Origin of the sequence: Rhizobacter koreensis, assembly GCF_013366375.1 — a bacterium.
GTDB classification, from domain to species: Bacteria; Pseudomonadota; Gammaproteobacteria; order Burkholderiales; family Burkholderiaceae_C; genus Schlegelella_A; species Schlegelella_A koreensis.
The window spans coordinates 104484-121199 of the sequence record NZ_JABWMJ010000001.1 but is presented as its reverse complement, the minus strand read 5'-3'; the positions used below and the strand labels follow the sequence as shown (position 1 = coordinate 121199).

Below are 16716 nucleotides of genomic sequence, written 5' to 3'. Positions count from 1 at the left end.
ACCTGGGCACCGCTCTTGCCGCGGCACACCGCCGCCGGGTTGCCGGCCGGCGCGGTGCTGTCTAGGCTCCGGCTCTCGGCGTGACGAGGGCGTCACGCCAGCCTTCATGCGCGCTGCGGCCGCGGCACTGCGGCCCTCCTGTCATCCCCTCTCCCGGAGCCTCGACCATGACGATCACCCGCCCGCCGCGTCGCGCCGCTCTCGTCCTCGCGGCCCTGCTGCTCGCCATCTGCGGCTCGCTGCTCGCGCGCTCCGCCCGTGCTCAAACGACCCTCCGCCTCGTTCCCGTGCTGCAGGGGCTCGCGAGCCCGGTGCTCGTGACGAACGCCCGCGACGGCAGCAACCGGCTCTTCGTCGTCGAGCTCGGCGGCCGCATCCGCGTGATGGCCCCGGGTGCGTCCGCAACGACGCTGTTCCTCGATATCGCGGGCAAGGTCGTCGCGGGTGGCGAGCAGGGCCTTCTCGGCCTTGCCTTCCACCCGCAGTTCGCGAGCAACGGGCGCTTCTTCGTGAACTACACGCGTGCCGGCGACGGCGCGACGGTGATCGCCGAGTACCGGGTCGGTGCGGATCCCGCCGCGACCGCGGCGACCGAGCAGGTGATCCTGACCATCGCGCAGCCGTTCTCAAACCACAACGGCGGGATGATCGCGTTCGGACCCGATGGCCTGCTCTACATCGCGACCGGTGACGGCGGCTCGGCCAACGACCCGGGCAACCGCGCGCAGAACGTCAACGAGCTGCTCGGCAAGATCCTCCGCATCGATGTCGACCGGCCCGAGGGCGGTCTGCGCTACTCGTCGCCGCCGAGCAACCCGTACGCCGGCGCGACGCCGGGGCGTGACGAGATCTACGCCGTCGGCCTGCGCAACCCGTTCCGCTTCTCGTTCGACCGGCTCACCGGCGAGCTCTGGGCCGGCGACGTCGGCCAGGGCGCGCTGGAGGAGATCGACGTCGTCACGCTCGGCGGCAACTACGGCTGGCGCGTGTTCGAGGGCACCGCCTGCACCAATCTCGGCCCGGCATCGTGCGTCGCGGCCAACTACGTGCCGCCGGTCGCGCAATACGACCATTCCGGCGGGCGGTGCTCGGTCACCGGCGGCTATCGCTACCGCGGCGGCGCGGGCACCTTCCCGGCCGGCACCTATATATTCGGCGACTACTGCACCGGCGAGATCTTCGCGCTGCAGAACGGCGTCGCCGGTCGCCTGCTCGACACCTCGCTCAACATCTCGTCGTTCGGCGAGGACGAAGCCGGCGAGATCTACGTCGTCGGCCTCGGCGGCACCGTGCAGCGGCTCGCGGGGCCGCCGCCGCCGGTCGCCAACAACATCGCGGCGGCGAGCGCTGGTGCGGTGGCCTCGGCCTCGAGCACGTACGACGAGCGCTTTCCCGTCGCCGCGATCAACAACGGCGATCGCACGGGGGCCGGCTGGATCGCGGGGGGCGGCTGGAACGACGCGACGTCGGACGTGTTCCCGGACTGGGTGCAGGTCACGTTCCCGAGCACCAAGCTGGTCGATCGCGTCGTCGTCTACACGCTGCAGGACGATTACGCCAGTCCGGTCGAACCGACCGACGCCATGACGTTCAGCGCGTACGGCATCACCGACTTCCGGGTCGAGGGCTGGAGCGGCTCGGCGTGGGTGGAACTGGCCACCGTGGCCGGGAATAACCGGATCAAGCGGAGCGTGGAATTCCAGGGTTACGCGACGGATCGCATTCGCGTCGTGGTCACACGCGCACTGCAGGGCTACGCGCGCATCGTCGAGGTGGAAGCATTCGGCGCCGACGCGACGGGTGCAGCGACCAACGTGGCCTTCGCTGGATCGGGCGCCACGGCGTCGGCGTCGAGCACGTACGACGCGCGCTTTCCGGTCAGCGCGGTGAACAACGGCGATCGCACCGGTTCCGGCTGGATCGCGGGGGGCGGCTGGAACGACGCGACATCGGGCGCCTTCCCGGACTCGGTCCAAGTCATCTTCAACGGCCAGAAGTCGATCGATCGCGTGGTCGTCTACACGCTCCAGGACGATTACGCGAATCCGGTGGAGCCCAGCGACGCCACGACGTTCACCGCCTACGGTGTCACCGACTTCACGATCGAGGGCTGGAACGGAACCGCGTGGGTCACGCTGGCGAGCGTGAACCGCAACAACCTCGTCAAGCGAACCGTCACGTTCCCTGCGTTCACGACCGACCGGGTCCGCGTCAACGTCACGGGAGCGCTCGCCGACTACTCGCGCATCGTCGAGATCGAAGCCTACGGCGCGGCGAGTGCGGCAGCGTTCAACGTCGCGGCCGCCAGCCAGGGTGCCACCGCGTCGGCGTCGAGCACCTACAGCAGCGCCTTTCCGGTCGCCGCCGTCAACGACGGCGATCGCGTCGGCGCGACCTGGGGCTTCGGCGGCGGCTGGAACGACGCGACGGCGGACGCCTTCCCCGATTCGGTCGAGATCGCGTTCGGCGCCACGCGCACGATCGAGCGGGTCGTCGTGGTGACCCTGCAGGACGACTGGACCCGCGCGGGCGAACCCGGCGACAGCCTCACCTTCAGCCAGTACGGCGTCACCGACTTCAGCGTGCAGGGCTGGAACGGCGCGGCGTGGGTGACGCTCGGCAGCGTCGCCGGCAACAACCTCGTCAAGCGGAGCGTGACGTTCGCGCCGTTCACGACCGACCGCGTGCGGGTCGTCGTGACGAACGCGCCGTTCTCGTACGCGCGGATCGTCGAGATCGAGGCCTGGGGCCGCTGAGACGCCCGGAGCGCTACTCGACCTTGCCGACCGTGCGCACCGCCTTCGTCATCTCGGCGGCGTCGGCGTCCCAGTAGGTCTGGAACTCGGGCGCGTCCAGGTACTCGATCGGGCTGCCCGCCTTGCCGATGACCTGGCGCACGGTCGGATCGGCCGCGACCTTGGCCGATGCCGCGCGCAGCTTCCTGATCACGTCCTCGGGCGTGCCTGCCGGAACGAAAAGGGCAGACCATTGCGCGAAGCGCACCGGGTGGCCGAGCTGCTTGAGGCTGGGCACCTCGGGCAGCGACGCCAGCGGGTGGTCGCCCCAGTGCGCGAGCGCGCGCAGCTTGCCGGCCTGGATCTGCTGCGCAACCGTGGACGGGCCGCTCGCGATCGCGTCGACCTGCCCGGCGAGCAACGCGACGATCGCCGGGCCGGCGCCGGTGTACGGGATGTGCGTCATGCGAAAGCCCGCCGACGCCTTGAGCATCTCCATCGGCACGTGCATGGTGCCGTAGTTGCCCGAGCTGCCGTAGTTGTAGGTGCCGGGCTTCTTCTTGGCGTCGGCGACGAACTCGGCGAACGTCTTCCACGGCGCGTCGGCACGCACCACGAGCACCGTCGGGTCGGCGGTGAAGCGCGCGATCGGGCGGAACTGCTTCAGCTCGAAGGCGGGCTTCCTGCCCAGGATCTTGTCGGCCTCGGGGAGGATCGAGATCGACGAGAGGCTGAGCAGCACCGTGTAGCCGTCGGCCGGCGCCCGCGCCGCGACGCCGATGCCGAGCGCGCCGCCCGCGCCGGCGCGGTTCTCGACGATGACGGTCTGCTTGAGCTCGCGCGAGAGCGCCTCCGCGACCGGCCGCGCCACGGTGTCGGCGACGCCGCCCGGCGGGAACGGCACGATCATCGTGATCGGGTGGTCGGGATAGCTCGACTGCGCAAAGGTGGGCGCCGCGAGCAGCGCGGCGAGCGAGGCGAAGGTCAGCGCGGCGGCGCGGCGGTGCATGCGGGTCTCCTGCGTACGGTTCGACCGTGGTCAGACGAAACGATTCTCGAGGGTGCCGAGGCCGTCGATCTCGATCCGCACCACGTCCCCCGGCTGCAGGAACTTCGGCGGCTTGAAACCCATGCCGACGCCGGCGGGCGTGCCGGTCGCGATGAGGTCGCCGGGGTAGAGCGTGATGCCGCGCGAGCAGGTCTCGATCAGCGTCGGAATGTCGAAGATGAGGTCGGTGGTCGACGCGTCCTGGCGCAGCTCGCCGTTGACCCAGCAGCGCACCCGGGTGCGGGCGCCGTCGAAGCTGTCGGCGGTCGCGATCCACGGGCCCATCGGGCAGAACGTGTCGAACGACTTGCCGAGGTCCCACTGCTGGTGGCGCATCTGCACGTCGCGCGCGGTGACATCGTTGACGATGGTGTAGCCCCAGACGTGGCCCATCGCGTCCGCGCGCGCGATGTTGCGGCCGCCGCGGCCGATGACGACCGCGAGCTCGGCCTCGTAGTCGACCTCGCGGGTCACGTCGAGCGGCAGCCGCACCTCGTCGTGCGGTCCGACCACGCAGTCGGGCACCTTGGTGAAGACGATCGGCCAGGCCGGCTCGTCGCCCGCGCTCTTGAACACCGAGCCCGAAAGCTCGCGGGCGTGCGCGTGGTAGTTGCGGCCGACGCAGAACACGTTGCGGCGGGGCCGGGGGATCGGCGCGACGAGGCGCACGTCGGCCAATGCGATCGGCGCGCCGGCCGCGGCCGGCAGATCGCCGCCCGCCTCGATGAGCGCGAGCGCGCCGCGTGCGGCGTCTTCGGGTGCCAACGCGAGCGGCGTGACCGATGCGCCGTCGTCCGCGACGGTGCCGACCTGCAGCCGGCCGTTGATTTCGAAGGTGGCGATGCGCACGAGCGCTCTCCTGGAACACGGAATCGGGCGCCGATGCTAGTCGGCGCCGCGTTCGAGGGTGGCTGGCGTTTGCCCTCGCGCGGACCCTCAGCCGATCAGCGGCGCACGCGCGGGCCGAGCTCGTCGACCAGGGTGTCGATCAGCGTCATCAGGTTCTTCTGGAGCGTGGCGAAGCCGGCGTGCTTGGCGCGTGCCCGCTCGTCCATGTAGAGCCGCTTGTTGATCTCGAGCTGCAGGCTCATGCGCCCGCGCGCCGGATCGGAGTACGCGCGCACCAGCTCAACGCCCTTGTAGGGGTCGTTGACGCGCACGTCGTAGCCCATGCCCGCGAGGATGCTGCGCACGAGCTCGGTGAAGCCGGCGTCGCAGGTCGTGCCGTCGCGGTCGCCGACCACGAAGTCGGCGCGCGAACTGCCCTGGCCGCCCTCGCCCTGCGGTCCGGCGACCGCGTTCATCGAGTGACAGTTGATGTGCCAGCTCGCGCCGAAGCGCGCATGCGTCGCCTCGATGCGGTCGATCAGCGCCTGGTGGTACGGCGCGTGAAAGCGCTCGATCCGGCGCTGCACCTCGTCCACCGAGAGCTTGCGGTCGTAGATCGGCCGCCCGTCGTCGAGCGTGCGCCAGAGCAGCGCCTTGCCGAGCGCGGCCTTGCCGCTCGGCACGTACTCGTAAGGCCAGCGGCCGCCCTCGATCAGCTCGAGGTCGATGTCGCCGCGATGCCGGTTGGCGTCGACGTAGGTGCGCGGGAACTGCGCCGCGATCAGCGGCACGCCACGTTCGCTGGCGGGCCGGTAGAGCTCGTCGATGAATGCATCCTCGTCCTCGCGCAGGTCGAACTCGCTGAGCACCGAGCCGAAGTCGACCGGGAACACGCAGCCCGAGTGCGGCGAGTCGAGCACCAGCGGCACCACCGGTTCGGCAGGGCCGTGGATCAGCAGCGCGGCGGGGTCGGGGCGTTCGGCAGGCATGCGCCGCATTCTGCGACAGCGGCTTCACCGTCGCTTCACCTGGCCTTCACGAAGCGCATGCGGACCTTCGAAATGGCTTCGCAGCACGCCGCGATCGTTCTCCCCGTGCCGCCGAGGGGCGGCGTTCAACGAGGAGAACCGTCATGTTGTCGTTCATCCGGGAGGTGCGTCCTCTCAGCGACGCCGGCCGCGTCGCCTGGCTGGTGGTGGTCGCGCTGCTCGCCGCCGCGCTGGTCGTCGCCTGGGCGCCGGCCCAGGCCTACGACGCCGACGCGCCGAAGGCCGAGAGCCCGTACTTCGCGGTCAACAGCAGCGACCCGTCGACCGACCGCCTGCCGCTGAAATCGACGCGCGTCGACGTGCGGATCGCCGGCGTGATCGCCGACGTCACGGTGACCCAGCACTACCGCAACGAGGGTCAGCGCCCGATCGAGGCCCGCTACGTGTTCCCGGGCTCGACCGCGGCCGCGGTGTACGCGATGAACGTGCGCCTCGGCGATCGCCTGCTGACCGCGCAGATCCGCGAGAAGCAGCAGGCGCGCATCGATTACGAGACGGCGAAGAAGGAAGGCAGGACCAGCGCCCTGCTGGAGCAGCAGCGCCCCAACGTGTTCGAGATGAACGTCGCCAACATCCTGCCCGGCGACGACGTGGCCGTGGAACTGCGCTACACCGAGCTCCTGACGCCGCAGGACGCGCGCTACGAGTTCGTGTTCCCGACCGTCGTCGGCCCGCGCTACAACGCGCCCGCCGGTGCCGCGGCGCGCGAGAAATGGGTCGCAACGCCCTACCTGAAGGACGCGAGCGCCAGCACGATGGCGTTCGACCTCAAGGTGGCGATCGACACGCCGCTCGCGGTGAAGGATCTGCGTTCGAGCAGCCACCGGGTCGAGCTCGGCGGCATCGACACCGAGCACGCGACCGCGGCGCTGAAGGCGGCTGCACCGGGCGCGCCGATCCACCACGACCGCGACTTCATCCTCTCTTGGCGGCTCGCCGGCGACGCCATCGAGACCGGCCTGCTGCTGTTCCGCGGCGAGACCGAGAACTTCTTCCTCGCGATGGTCGAGCCGCCGAAAGCGGTCGCGCCGACCGCCATCAGCCCGCGCGACTACGTGTTCGTGGTCGACATCTCCGGCTCGATGCACGGCTACCCGCTCGATACCGCCAAGGTGCTGCTCGACAAGCTGATCGGCTCGCTGCGCCCGAGCGACACCTTCAACGTGCTGCTGTTCTCGGGCTCGGCGCGGGCCTTGGCGCCGCAGTCGGTACCGGCGACGCGCGCCAACATCGACCGCGCGCTCCTGGAGCTGAACCAGACGATGGGTTCCGGCGGGACGGAGCTGGTGCCGGCGCTCAAGCGCGTCTACGCGCTGCCGAAGGCCGCCGACGTGTCGCGCAGCATCGTCGTCGTGACCGACGGCTACGTGACGGTCGAATCGGAGGCGTTCCAGCTCATCCGCGCCAACCTCGGCAAGGCGAACCTGTTCGCGTTCGGCATCGGCAGCAGCGTCAACCGGCACCTCATCGAAGGCATGGCGCGCGCCGGGCGCGGCGAGGCGTTCGTCGTCACCAAGCCGGCCGCGGCCGCCGCACAGGCCGAGCGCCTGCGCCGCATGATCGACAGCCCGCTGCTGACGCAGGTGAGCGCGCGCTTGGAAGGCCTCGACGCCTACGACGTCGAGCCGGCGCAGCTGCCCGACGTGCTCGGCGGCCGCCCGGTGGTGGTGTTCGGCAAGTGGCGCGGCGACGCCAGCCAGGTCGCGAGCGCCAAGCTGGTGGTCGAGGGGCGTGCCGCGACCGGCGCCTTCCATGCGGAGGCGAGCGCCCGCGGTCGCGAGAGCGCGAATGCGTCGGCGCTGCGCTATCTCTGGGCGCGCGAACGCATCGGCGCTTTCGCCGACCAGGAGGCGCTCGACGGCGGCAACGCCCAGAAGGCGGCGATCACCCGCCTCGGGCTCTCGTACAACCTGCTCACCGCCTACACCAGCTTCATCGCGGTCGACCGCATCGTCCGCAACCCCAACCCGGCGCTCGCGCCGACGGTCGACCAGGCGTCGCCGCTGCCGCAGGGCGTCAGCGAACTCGCGATCGGCGCCGAGGTACCCGGCACGCCCGAGCCGGCGTTCTGGCTGGCGCTAGCGGTGGCGGGCGTGGTGCTCGGCGGCGCCGTGTGGCAGGGCCGCGATCGACGCGAAGGCGTCTGAGGCTGCCGCCATGAACGCCGTGATCGAATCGGTCGCCGGTGCCCGGTCCGTTGCCTCGCGGGGCGACCGCCCGCCGGGCGCCGAGGCCGCTCGCGTGTCGACGCGTCGCCTCGGCGAGGGGTCGCGCGCTGACGGCGGCGTCTTCCGGGCGCCTGCCCTTGGCGAACGCCTCGCCGAGTCGCTCGGCAGCCTGCCGCCGCTCGCCTGGCTTGCCGCCTTCGCGCTCGCCCTTTGGCCGCGCTGGACCTGGGCCGCCGCGCGGCTCGCGGACGGTTCGGATGACCCGCTCGGCGTCGCGGCGCTTGCCGTGCTGCTGGTCGCGGTCGTCCGGCTGGCACCGCGCCTGCGCCGAGAGCCCTCGCGAGGCTGGCTCGGCGCCGCGACGGCACTCGCCGCCGCGTCGACCGTCGCCGGCGGGTTCGCCCTGCCGGCGCTCGTCGCGGCGCTGCTCGGCGCGCTCGCGCTCGGTGCGGCGCTGCGCGCGTTCACGCCGGCGGCCGAGCCGATGCTGCCGCTCGCCGGCCTCGCGCTGCTCGCCTTGCCGCTGATCTCGTCGCTGCAGTTCTACGCGGGCTTTCCGCTCCGCATCGTCACCGCCGAGGTCAGCACCTGGCTGCTCGCCGCGGCGGGCTTCGCCGCCGAACGCAGCGGCGCCGCGATGGGGGTCGACGGTCGCCTCGTCATCGTCGACGCGCCCTGCTCGGGCGTGCAGATGGTGTGGACCGGCTACTTCTGCGCCTGCACGGTCGGCTGGCTCTGCCGCCTCACCGAGCGCTCGTTCGTGCGCCGCCTGGCGTCGGTCGGCGCGCTGGTCCTCGCGGGCAACGTGATCCGCAACAGCGTGCTGGTCGCGGTCGAGGCGAGCGGCCGGGCGGCACCGGCGTGGCTGCACGACGCGGTCGGCGTCGCGGTGCTCGCCGTGGTGTGCGCCGCGGTGGTCGCGATCGTGCGCCGGGGCGTTCGCGCTCCGGCGGGTGGCGCTGCGGCGCGGGCGTCGGGGCAAGCGGATGCGGCCCGCGGCGCGCCGGCGGCGTGGGCTCCAGAAGTCGTCGGCAGGGGATCCGGTCGAACCGGGTCGCGGACATCCTGCGTCTGGCGTCCCGCGCTTGCCGGGCTGCTCGCCGCCTGCGCACTGCTGCCAGTCGCCCTGCCGACCCGGGCGACCGGCGCGCCCGCCACCCGCATGGCGCCGGTCGAGCCGCCGCGCGAGTGGCAGGGGCGGCCGCTCCGCCCGCTCGCGCTCGGCGCGGTCGAGGCGCGCTTCGCGGCGCAGTTCCCGGGGCGCATCGAGCGCCTGACCGACGGGCGCGACGTCGTGGTCTGGCGCCAGGTGGCGACGCCGACGCGCATGCTGCACCCGGCGGCGGACTGCTACCGCGGCCTCGGCTACCGGATCGCCGACGCTCGCCTCGAGCGCGACGCCGACGGAGCCCTCTGGCGCTGCTTCGTCGCGACCCGCGACGGGCGCCGCGTGCGCGTCTGCGAGCGCATCGTCGATGCGGCGGGTGACGCCTTCACCGACGCGTCGGCCTGGTTCTGGGCCGCCAGTCTCGGCCGCTCGGCGGGGCCGTGGCAGGCGGTCACGATCGCGACCCCGCTGGGAAGCGAGCCGTGAGCGCGTCGAGCGACCCGCTGCGGCGCCACCCTGAGCGGGCGCGGGCGCAGGCCGTCGACTCCGGCCCGGGCGCCGAGACGTCACCAGCGGCCGGCCCGCGCCGCTGGCTGCCGACGCTCGCCCGCGCCGCCGTGCTGACGCTCTTGCTGCTCCTTGCCGGCGCGCTGCTGCTCGGCGCGACCGCGCTCGCGCTGCTGCGTGCCCAGCCGGGTGAGTGGGCGCTGCGTGTCGGGAATGCACGCTGGGGCGCGACGCTCAGCGCCCCGGCACTGATCCGCGTCGCGACGCATCCGCTCGGCCTGCGCGTGCTCGCCGGCCGACGCATCGCGATGCGTGCCGGCACGCTGGCGATCGACGCCGCGCCGGGCAGCGCCGGAGCGACCGCGCTGGTCGTCACCTGCGCGCCCTGCGTGATCGATTCGCGCGTGCTCGCGGCGCGGCCGATCCGCGTTGCCCGCGTCGTCGCCACGCTGCAGCGCCGCGGCAAGGACGACCTGCACGGCACGCTGCGGGTCGACCGCGTGCCGCTCGACTGGCGCCTGCGCCTCGACCGGCAGGGTGCCGACCTTGAACTGCGTGCGCACGACGTGCCGATGGCCGATGTCGTCGCCGCGTTCGGCGACGCGCTCGGCGACCTGCGGCACGCCCGCATCGCCGGCCGCGCCGGGGTCGAGATCCGCGTCGCGCTGCCCAGCGGCCGCTTCGCCATCGAGCCGCGCCTCGAAGGTCTCGGCGTCGCCGGGCTCGGCGCTGAGGCGCTGCTCGGTGCCGCGCCGGCGCCGGCCTGCGGTCGGCCGGCCGCGCGTGCGCTGCGCCCGACGAGCTGGGTGGCGCGCGCGGTGCTCGCCGCCGAGGACCAGCGCTTCCACGAGCACCCCGGGTACGACCTCGACGAGATGAGCGCGGCCTGGTCAGGCGTCGCCGAGCCCGACGAGCGCCGGCGCGGCGCCAGCACGATCACCCAGCAGCTCGCCAAGCTGCTCTACACCGGCGACGACCGCACCATGGCGCGCAAGCTGCGGGAGCTGCTGCACGCCTCCGACCTGGAACGCGCGCTCGGCAAGGCGCGCATCCTCGAGCTCTATCTCGCGATCGCGCCGTGGGGCGACCGCCAGTGCGGCGCCGAGGCGGCGGCGTGGCACTACTTCGGCCGCCCGGCGGCGGCGCTCGACGCCGCGGAGGCGGTGTGGCTGGCGAGCCTGCTGCGCAACCCGGAGCGCGAGCTCGTGCGCTGGAGCGGCGCCGCGCCGCCGACCACCCGCCTCGCGGCCATCGCGCACGGCATGCGCCCGCTCGGCCGCGCCGCGCGGGCCCGCCTCGCCGGCGAGGCGGCGCGCTTCGTGCCGCCGCCGGTGGTGCTCGCGCGCCGGGGCGATCCCGACCCGCCGAGCGTGCGAGCCGCGATGAGCCGATAGGCGGCGCTCCGACGCGCCGACGTGGCCGCGTCCGACGCGCGCGCCGAGCGCCCGCCGTGGCGCGCCGGGTACCATTGCGCCGCCCGAGCACCAGGAGAGCGAGCGCATGCGCCAGCCACGTCCAGCATCGATTCCGGCGCGCCTGTCGGGCGCGGCGATCGCGATCGCCGCCCTCGTCGCGCTGCCCGGCTGCGGCTACAACGAGTTCCAGTCGCTCGACGAGCAGGTGACGGCGGCGTGGTCGGAGGTGCTGAACCAGTACCAGCGGCGCGCCGACCTGATCCCGAACCTGGTCGCCACCGTCAAGGGCGAGGCCAACTTCGAGCAGGAGACGCTGACCCGCGTGATCGAGGCGCGCTCGCGCGCGACGAGCATCCAGGCCACGCCCGAGCTGGTCAACGACCCGCAGGCATTCCAGCGCTTCCAGGAGGCGCAGGGCCAGCTCACCGGCGCGCTGAGCCGGCTGATGGTCGTCGCCGAGCAGTACCCGCAGCTGCGCGCCAACCAGGCGTTCCAGGACCTGCGCGTGCAGCTCGAAGGCACCGAGAACCGCATCACGGTCGCGCGCAACCGCTACGTCCAGACGGTCGCCGCGTACAACGTCAAGGTGCGCAGCGTGCCGACCAACTTCACGGCCATGGTGTTCGGCTACAAGACCAAGCCGAACTTCACGGTCGCCAACGAGGCGCAGATCTCGGCGCCGCCGCCGGTCAGCTTCGACAAGCCGGCGTCGCGCTGAGGCAGGGCCGAGTCACGGGGCGCTGACCCGATGGGCGCCCGCTTGCCGATCTCTCGCTCCGCCGCCGCAGCGGTGCCGCCCCGGGCGCCGCACGGCGTGCTGGGCTGGGGCAGGCTGCTCCAGGCGTGGCTGGTCGCCGTGCTGGTGCTCACCGGCCCGCTCGCCGCCGCGCAAGGCGTGCTCCCGGTGCCGGCGATCGAGGGCCGGCGCGTGATCGACCAGACCGCGACGCTGAACCCGGCGCAGGTCGAGGCGCTCGCCGCCAAGCTGCAGGCGATCGAGGAGCGCCACGGCTCGCAGGTGATGGTGCTGATCGTGCCGACCACGCAGCCGGAGGACATCGCCGCCTACGCGCAGCGCGTCGGCGACACCTGGAAGATCGGGCGCCGAGAGGTCGGCGACGGCGTGCTGATCGTGGTGGCCAAGAACGACCGCCGCATCTCGATCCAGGTCGCCAAGGCGCTCGAAGGGGCGATCCCCGACGTGGTCGCCGGCCGGATCATCCGCGACGCGGTCACGCCGGCGTTCCGCGCCAACGACTACGCCGGTGGCCTGAACAGCGCGGTCGAGCGCATCGCCGAGCGCATCGCGGGCGAAAACCTGCCGGCGCCGAGCGAGCGCGACGGCCTCGGCCGGCCGAGCAGCGGCTTCGACTTCGGCGACCTCGGGCTGCTGCTGCTGATCGGCGTGCCGATCGTCGGCGGCGTGCTGCGCAGCGTCGCGGGTCGCAAGGCCGGCTCGGTGCTGACCGCCGGCGCGGTCGGCGGCCTCGGCTGGTGGCTGACCGCGAGCGCGGTGATCGGCGTCGTTGCCGGGCTGCTCGCGCTGGTGCTGGTCGGACTGATGGGGGGCGGTGGAGGCGGCTTCGGCGGCGGGCGCCGGCGTGGCGGCTTCGGCGGACCGATCATCTGGGGCGGTGGCCTCGGCGGTGGCGGGTTCGGCGGTGGCGGCGGCTTCGGTGGCGGTGGCGGTGGCGGCTTCAGCTCGGGCGGCGGCGGCGACTTCGGCGGCGGCGGCGCGTCGGGGAGCTGGTGATGCACTGGATCACGCGGCTCCTCAGGCACCGGCTGGTCGACGAGCGCGACGCCGCGCGTCTGATCCCCGAAGCGGCGCGCGCCCGTATCGAGGCGGCGGTCGCGGCGAGCGAACGGCACCACACGGGCGAGATCCGCGTCTGCATCGAGGCCGGGCTGCCGTGGAGCTACATCCGCCGCGATGCGACGCCGCGCGAGCGTGCGGTCACGCTGTTCGGCAAGCTCAAGGTCTGGGACACCGAGGCCAACAACGGCGTGCTGATCTACGTGCTGCTCGCCGAGCACGCGTTCGAGATCGTCGCGGACCGTGGTCTGCACCAGCGCGTCGAGCCGGCACGCTGGGACGAGATCGCCGGCGCGATGCGCGAGGCGTTCCGGCAGGGCGATTTCGAGGCCGGCCTGCTGCGCGCCGTGTCGGCGGTCGACGCCCTGCTGGTCGAGCACTTCCCGCGCGGCGCGGCGGACGATCGCAACGAGCTGCCGGACGCCCCGCTGATGCTCTGACGCGGCGAGCGCCGGCCGCTGCTTTGCTCGAACGGCGGCAAGGCGCTGCGGGCCACCCGCGCGTGGCGTCGAGGGTGGCGTTCGCGGGAAAGCTGGGCCACGATCCGCGGCCGCGTTGAGCCGAGGGTGCGAGGCCGCCCACGGCCGCCGGTCGCCGCGTGCGCGGCCGCTGCTCAGCGCTCGACCGTGGCGGCTTCGGCGGCAGGTTGCGCGCGCCGCGCCTCGAACCAGCCCGCGATCGCCGACCTTCCAGCCGCGTCGAGATGCAGCCCGAGCTTGCTGCGGCGCCACAGCGCGTCGTCGCTGCTGCGCGCCCACTCGTCGCGCCACAGGTACTCCAGCTCGGCGGCGTAGACGCCGGGCGCGATCTCATGGCCGAGCGGGCCGGCAAGCACCCGCTCGACGCGCGTCCCGTAGGCGCGCGCCCAGCGCCGCAGAACGCCGGCCGGAACCCTGGGGTGCTCGCGCACGAGCGCGTCGACGAAGCGCTCGAACAGGTCGGCGCCGGGCTGCGTCGCCGGCGTGGCGGTGGCGTGCGGCGCACCGGCCACCGGCGCGCTCGTGCCGGCCGATGCCGCGGCGGCGTCGGGCGCAACGCCGCCGCCCGTCGCCCCGGTCGCGCGTGGTGTCGCGCCGCCGCTGCCGCTCGCGTGGCGCTCGAGCCAAGCCGCGAGATCGCCGCCCGGCAGCGGCGCCGTGTGCGTCCATGCGCCACCGGCCTTCGCCAGCCCGAGCGTCGGTGCAAGGCGGTCACCCGCTTCCTCGGCGAGCTTGCGGAAGGTGGTGATCTTGCCGCCCCACACCGAAAGCAGCGGCGCGCCGCGGGTGTCGAGCTCGAGCCGGTAGTCGCGCGTCACCGCGGCCGGATTGCCGTTCTCGTCGTCGAGCAGCGGACGCACGCCCGAATAGGTCCAGACCACCTCGGCGGGCGTGACCGGCCGGGCGAAGTAGCGGCTCGCCTGCTCGCACAGGTACTCGATCTCGCCGGCGTCGATCTGCGCGGCGCCGATCGCGCCGTGGTGCTCGACGTCGGTGGTGCCGATCAGCGTGAAGTCGCGCTCGTACGGGATCGCGAAGATGATCCGCCCGTCGGGGTTCTGGAAAATGTACGCGTGGTCGTGCTCGAAGCGCTTGCGCACCACGATGTGGCTGCCCTTGACGAGGCGCAGCGTCGCGGCGCGCGGCACGTGCGCGTGCTCGGCCAGGAACTGCGCTGCCCATGGCCCCGCGGCGTTGACGAGGGCGCGGGCGGTGACGCTGCGCCGCGCGCCGCGGTCGCTCTCGAGCGTCAGCCGCCAGCGCCCGGGCTCGCGCCGGGCGTCGACGCAGCGCCAGCGGGTCAGGATCTCGGCGCCCCTCTCGGCGGCGTCGATGGCGCACAGCACCACCAGGCGAGCGTCGTCGACCCAGCCGTCCGAATAGACGAAGCCGGTGCGAAAGCGCGCAGCGAGCGGCGCGCCCGCCGGGTGCGTCTTGAGGTCGACGCGCCGCGAGCCCTCGAGCATCTCGCGCGGCGCCAGGTGGTCGTAGAGGAAGAGGCCGATGCGGATCATCCACGCCGGCCGCATGGCGCGGTCGTGCGGCATCACGAAGCGCAGCGGCCACATGATGTGCGGCGCGCCCTTGAGCAGCACCTCGCGCTCGCCGAGCGCCTTGCGGACCAGCGCGAACTCGCGGTGCTCGAGGTAGCGCAGCCCGCCGTGGATCAGCTTGGTCGACGCCGACGAGGTGTGCGCGGCGAGATCGTCCTTCTCGGCGAGCAGCACGCGCACGCCGCGCCCGGCGAGGTCGCGCGCGATGCCGCAGCCGTTGATGCCGCCGCCGACGATGGCGACGTCGACGTCGGGCGGAGCGGCCGAGCCGTCGGGGCGGGAAGTCGGCGAAGCCGTTCGATGAGGGTCCAAGCTGCGTCCTGGCAGGCGAATGTGATGCGGTTCGGATCGCAAACCGTTTCGACAGGCTGCCGGGGCCAGGCTTCGGCGGTGCGGCGCTTATTCTTGCATCGGCGCCGTTTGCGCCGGAGGACGGGATGAGCGCGTCGAAGTCGTATCTGCTGGCCCTGGACCAGGGCACGTCGAGCTCGCGCAGCATCGTGTTCGATCGCGATGGCAACGTGGTCGCGGTCGCCCAGCGCGAGTTGCGCCAGATCTATCCGCAGCCGGGCTGGGTCGAGCACGACCCGCGCGAGATCTGGGCCGACCAGCTCGCCACCGCGCGCGAGGCGCTGGCGCGCGCCGGCCTGCAGGCGAGCGACCTCGCCGGGATCGGCATCACCAACCAGCGCGAGACCACGCTGGTCTGGGACCGCGCGACCGGCGAGCCGGTCGCGAACGCGATCGTCTGGCAGGACCGCCGCACCGCGCCGATGTGCGAGCGCCTGCGCGAACGCGGCCTCGAACCGATGTTCCGCGCCCGGACCGGGCTCGTCCTCGACGCCTACTTCTCGGGCACCAAGCTGGCGTGGCTGCTCGACCGGGTGCCCGGCGCACGGGAACGTGCGGCCGTCGGCGAACTGGCGTTCGGCACCATCGACAGCTGGCTGATCTGGCAGCTCACCGGCGGTGCCGACCGGGCGACCCGCGCGAAGGCGGTGCACGCGACCGACGTCAGCAACGCGTCGCGCACGCTGCTGTTCGACGTTCACGCGAACCGCTGGCACGACGAGCTGCTCGGCGCGCTCGACGTGCCGCGCGCGCTGCTGCCGCAGGTGCATCGGTCGAGCCACGTGTTCGGCGAGACGACGCCCGACCTGCTTGGCGCGCCGGTGCCGATCGGCGGCGTCGCCGGCGACCAGCAGAGCGCGCTGTTCGGGCAGGCCTGCTTCGGCCCCGGCCAGGTCAAGAACACCTACGGCACCGGCTGCTTCATGCTCATGAACACGGGCGCACGCTTCGAGACGTCGACGCACGGGCTCATCACGACGAGCGCCGCGCAGACCGGCGCCGAGCCACAGTACGCGCGCGAGGGCAGCGTGTTCGTCGGCGGCGCGGTGGTGCAGTGGCTGCGCGACGGCCTGCAGGCGATCCGCTCGAGCACCGAGGTCGAGGCGCTCGCCGCGAGCGTCCCCGACAGCGGCGGCGTGCTGTTCGTGCCGGCGTTCACCGGTCTCGGCGCCCCGTACTGGAAGCCCGATGCGCGCGGCGCGATCGTCGGCCTCAGCCGAGGAACGACGATCGCGCACATCGCGCGGGCCGCGCTCGAGAGCATCGCGTTCCAGAGCGCCGCGCTGCTCGACGCGATGCGGCGCGACGCCGGCCCGGATGGCGCGTCGAGCGTCGCCGAGCTGCGCGTGGACGGCGGCGCGTCGGTCAACGACCTCTTGATGCAGTTCCAGGCCGATCTGCTCGGCATCCCGGTGCTGCGTCCGCGCGTCACCGAGACCACCGCGCTCGGCGCGGCCTACCTCGCCGGCCTGGCCTGCGGCGTCTACGCCAGCACCGACGAGCTCGCCGCGCAGTGGCGGGTCGAACGCCGATTCGTGCCGACGATGTCGCGCAGCGAAGCGAGCGAGCGCATGGCGCGCTGGGAGCACGCAGTGGCGCAGGCGACGGCGTAGCGATCGTCGCATCCGCCGGGGTCGGCGCGCCAGGCGAGCCCCGCGT

Annotated in this window: 12 protein-coding genes; 8 read left to right on the top strand and 4 right to left on the bottom strand. The window is 73.1% G+C overall.

What is annotated here, in order from left to right; all coding sequences use genetic code 11:
• The first annotated feature begins 167 nt into the window (after nucleotides 1–167).
• Nucleotides 168–2756, top strand: a complete 2589-nt coding sequence (locus HQN59_RS00530) for a PQQ-dependent sugar dehydrogenase (RefSeq protein WP_176065030.1) — start codon at nucleotides 168–170, stop codon at nucleotides 2754–2756.
• A 13-nt stretch (nucleotides 2757–2769) separates the two neighbouring features.
• On the opposite strand, the gene HQN59_RS00525 is transcribed toward HQN59_RS00530, so the two are convergent.
• The 3 genes from HQN59_RS00525 to HQN59_RS00515 all read right to left on the bottom strand — a co-directional run bounded on the left by HQN59_RS00525 (nucleotide 2770) and on the right by HQN59_RS00515 (nucleotide 5600).
• Nucleotides 2770–3744 carry a tripartite tricarboxylate transporter substrate binding protein gene (locus tag HQN59_RS00525; RefSeq protein ID WP_176065028.1) on the bottom strand — a complete coding sequence of 325 codons (975 nt, stop codon included), beginning with the start codon at nucleotides 3742–3744 and terminating at the stop codon, nucleotides 2770–2772.
• A 30-nt stretch (nucleotides 3745–3774) separates the two neighbouring features.
• Nucleotides 3775–4632, bottom strand: coding sequence for a fumarylacetoacetate hydrolase family protein (locus tag HQN59_RS00520; RefSeq protein ID WP_176065026.1), 858 nt, complete (start codon nucleotides 4630–4632; stop codon nucleotides 3775–3777).
• A gap of 95 nt (nucleotides 4633–4727) precedes the next feature.
• Nucleotides 4728–5600: an N-formylglutamate amidohydrolase gene (locus HQN59_RS00515; RefSeq protein ID WP_176065024.1), complete on the bottom strand. Its 873-nt coding sequence runs from the start codon at nucleotides 5598–5600 to the stop codon at nucleotides 4728–4730.
• Between the two features lie 143 nt (nucleotides 5601–5743).
• Here HQN59_RS00515 and HQN59_RS00510 point away from each other — a divergent pair, with 143 nt between their 5' ends.
• The 6 genes from HQN59_RS00510 (at nucleotide 5744) to HQN59_RS00480 (ending at nucleotide 13114) form a co-directional block, all read left to right on the top strand.
• Nucleotides 5744–7807 (top strand): VIT and vWA domain-containing protein, encoded by a 2064-nt coding sequence (locus HQN59_RS00510; protein ID WP_176065022.1) that lies wholly within the window; start codon nucleotides 5744–5746, stop codon nucleotides 7805–7807.
• A gap of 10 nt (nucleotides 7808–7817) precedes the next feature.
• A complete protein-coding gene (xrtQ, locus tag HQN59_RS25885; RefSeq protein ID WP_246294619.1) occupies nucleotides 7818–9422 on the top strand; it encodes an exosortase Q in 1605 nt (534 codons plus the stop codon).
• Nucleotides 9419–10837: a transglycosylase domain-containing protein gene (locus tag HQN59_RS26715; RefSeq protein WP_176065021.1), complete on the top strand. Its 1419-nt coding sequence runs from the start codon at nucleotides 9419–9421 to the stop codon at nucleotides 10835–10837. Before xrtQ ends, HQN59_RS26715 begins: the two co-directional genes overlap by 4 nt.
• Nucleotides 10838–10943: 106 nt before the next feature.
• Complete coding sequence (locus HQN59_RS00490) at nucleotides 10944–11576, top strand: LemA family protein (RefSeq protein ID WP_176065019.1); 633 nt, start codon at nucleotides 10944–10946, stop codon at nucleotides 11574–11576.
• 42 nt (nucleotides 11577–11618) lie between these two features.
• Nucleotides 11619–12611 (top strand): TPM domain-containing protein, encoded by a 993-nt coding sequence (locus HQN59_RS00485; protein WP_342451083.1) that lies wholly within the window; start codon nucleotides 11619–11621, stop codon nucleotides 12609–12611.
• On the top strand, nucleotides 12611–13114 hold the full coding sequence (locus tag HQN59_RS00480) for a TPM domain-containing protein (RefSeq protein WP_176065015.1): 504 nt from the start codon (nucleotides 12611–12613) through the stop codon (nucleotides 13112–13114). Before HQN59_RS00485 ends, HQN59_RS00480 begins: the two co-directional genes overlap by 1 nt.
• Nucleotides 13115–13287: 173 nt before the next feature.
• On the opposite strand, the gene glpD is transcribed toward HQN59_RS00480, so the two are convergent.
• Nucleotides 13288–15018, bottom strand: a complete 1731-nt coding sequence (gene glpD / locus HQN59_RS00475) for a glycerol-3-phosphate dehydrogenase (protein WP_246294618.1) — start codon at nucleotides 15016–15018, stop codon at nucleotides 13288–13290.
• 125 nt (nucleotides 15019–15143) lie between these two features.
• On the opposite strand from glpD, the gene glpK reads away from it, so the two are divergent.
• Entirely contained in the window at nucleotides 15144–16670 is a 1527-nt protein-coding gene (gene glpK, locus HQN59_RS00470) for a glycerol kinase GlpK (RefSeq protein ID WP_176065013.1), read from the top strand.
• Nucleotides 16671–16716: the final 46 nt, after the last annotated feature.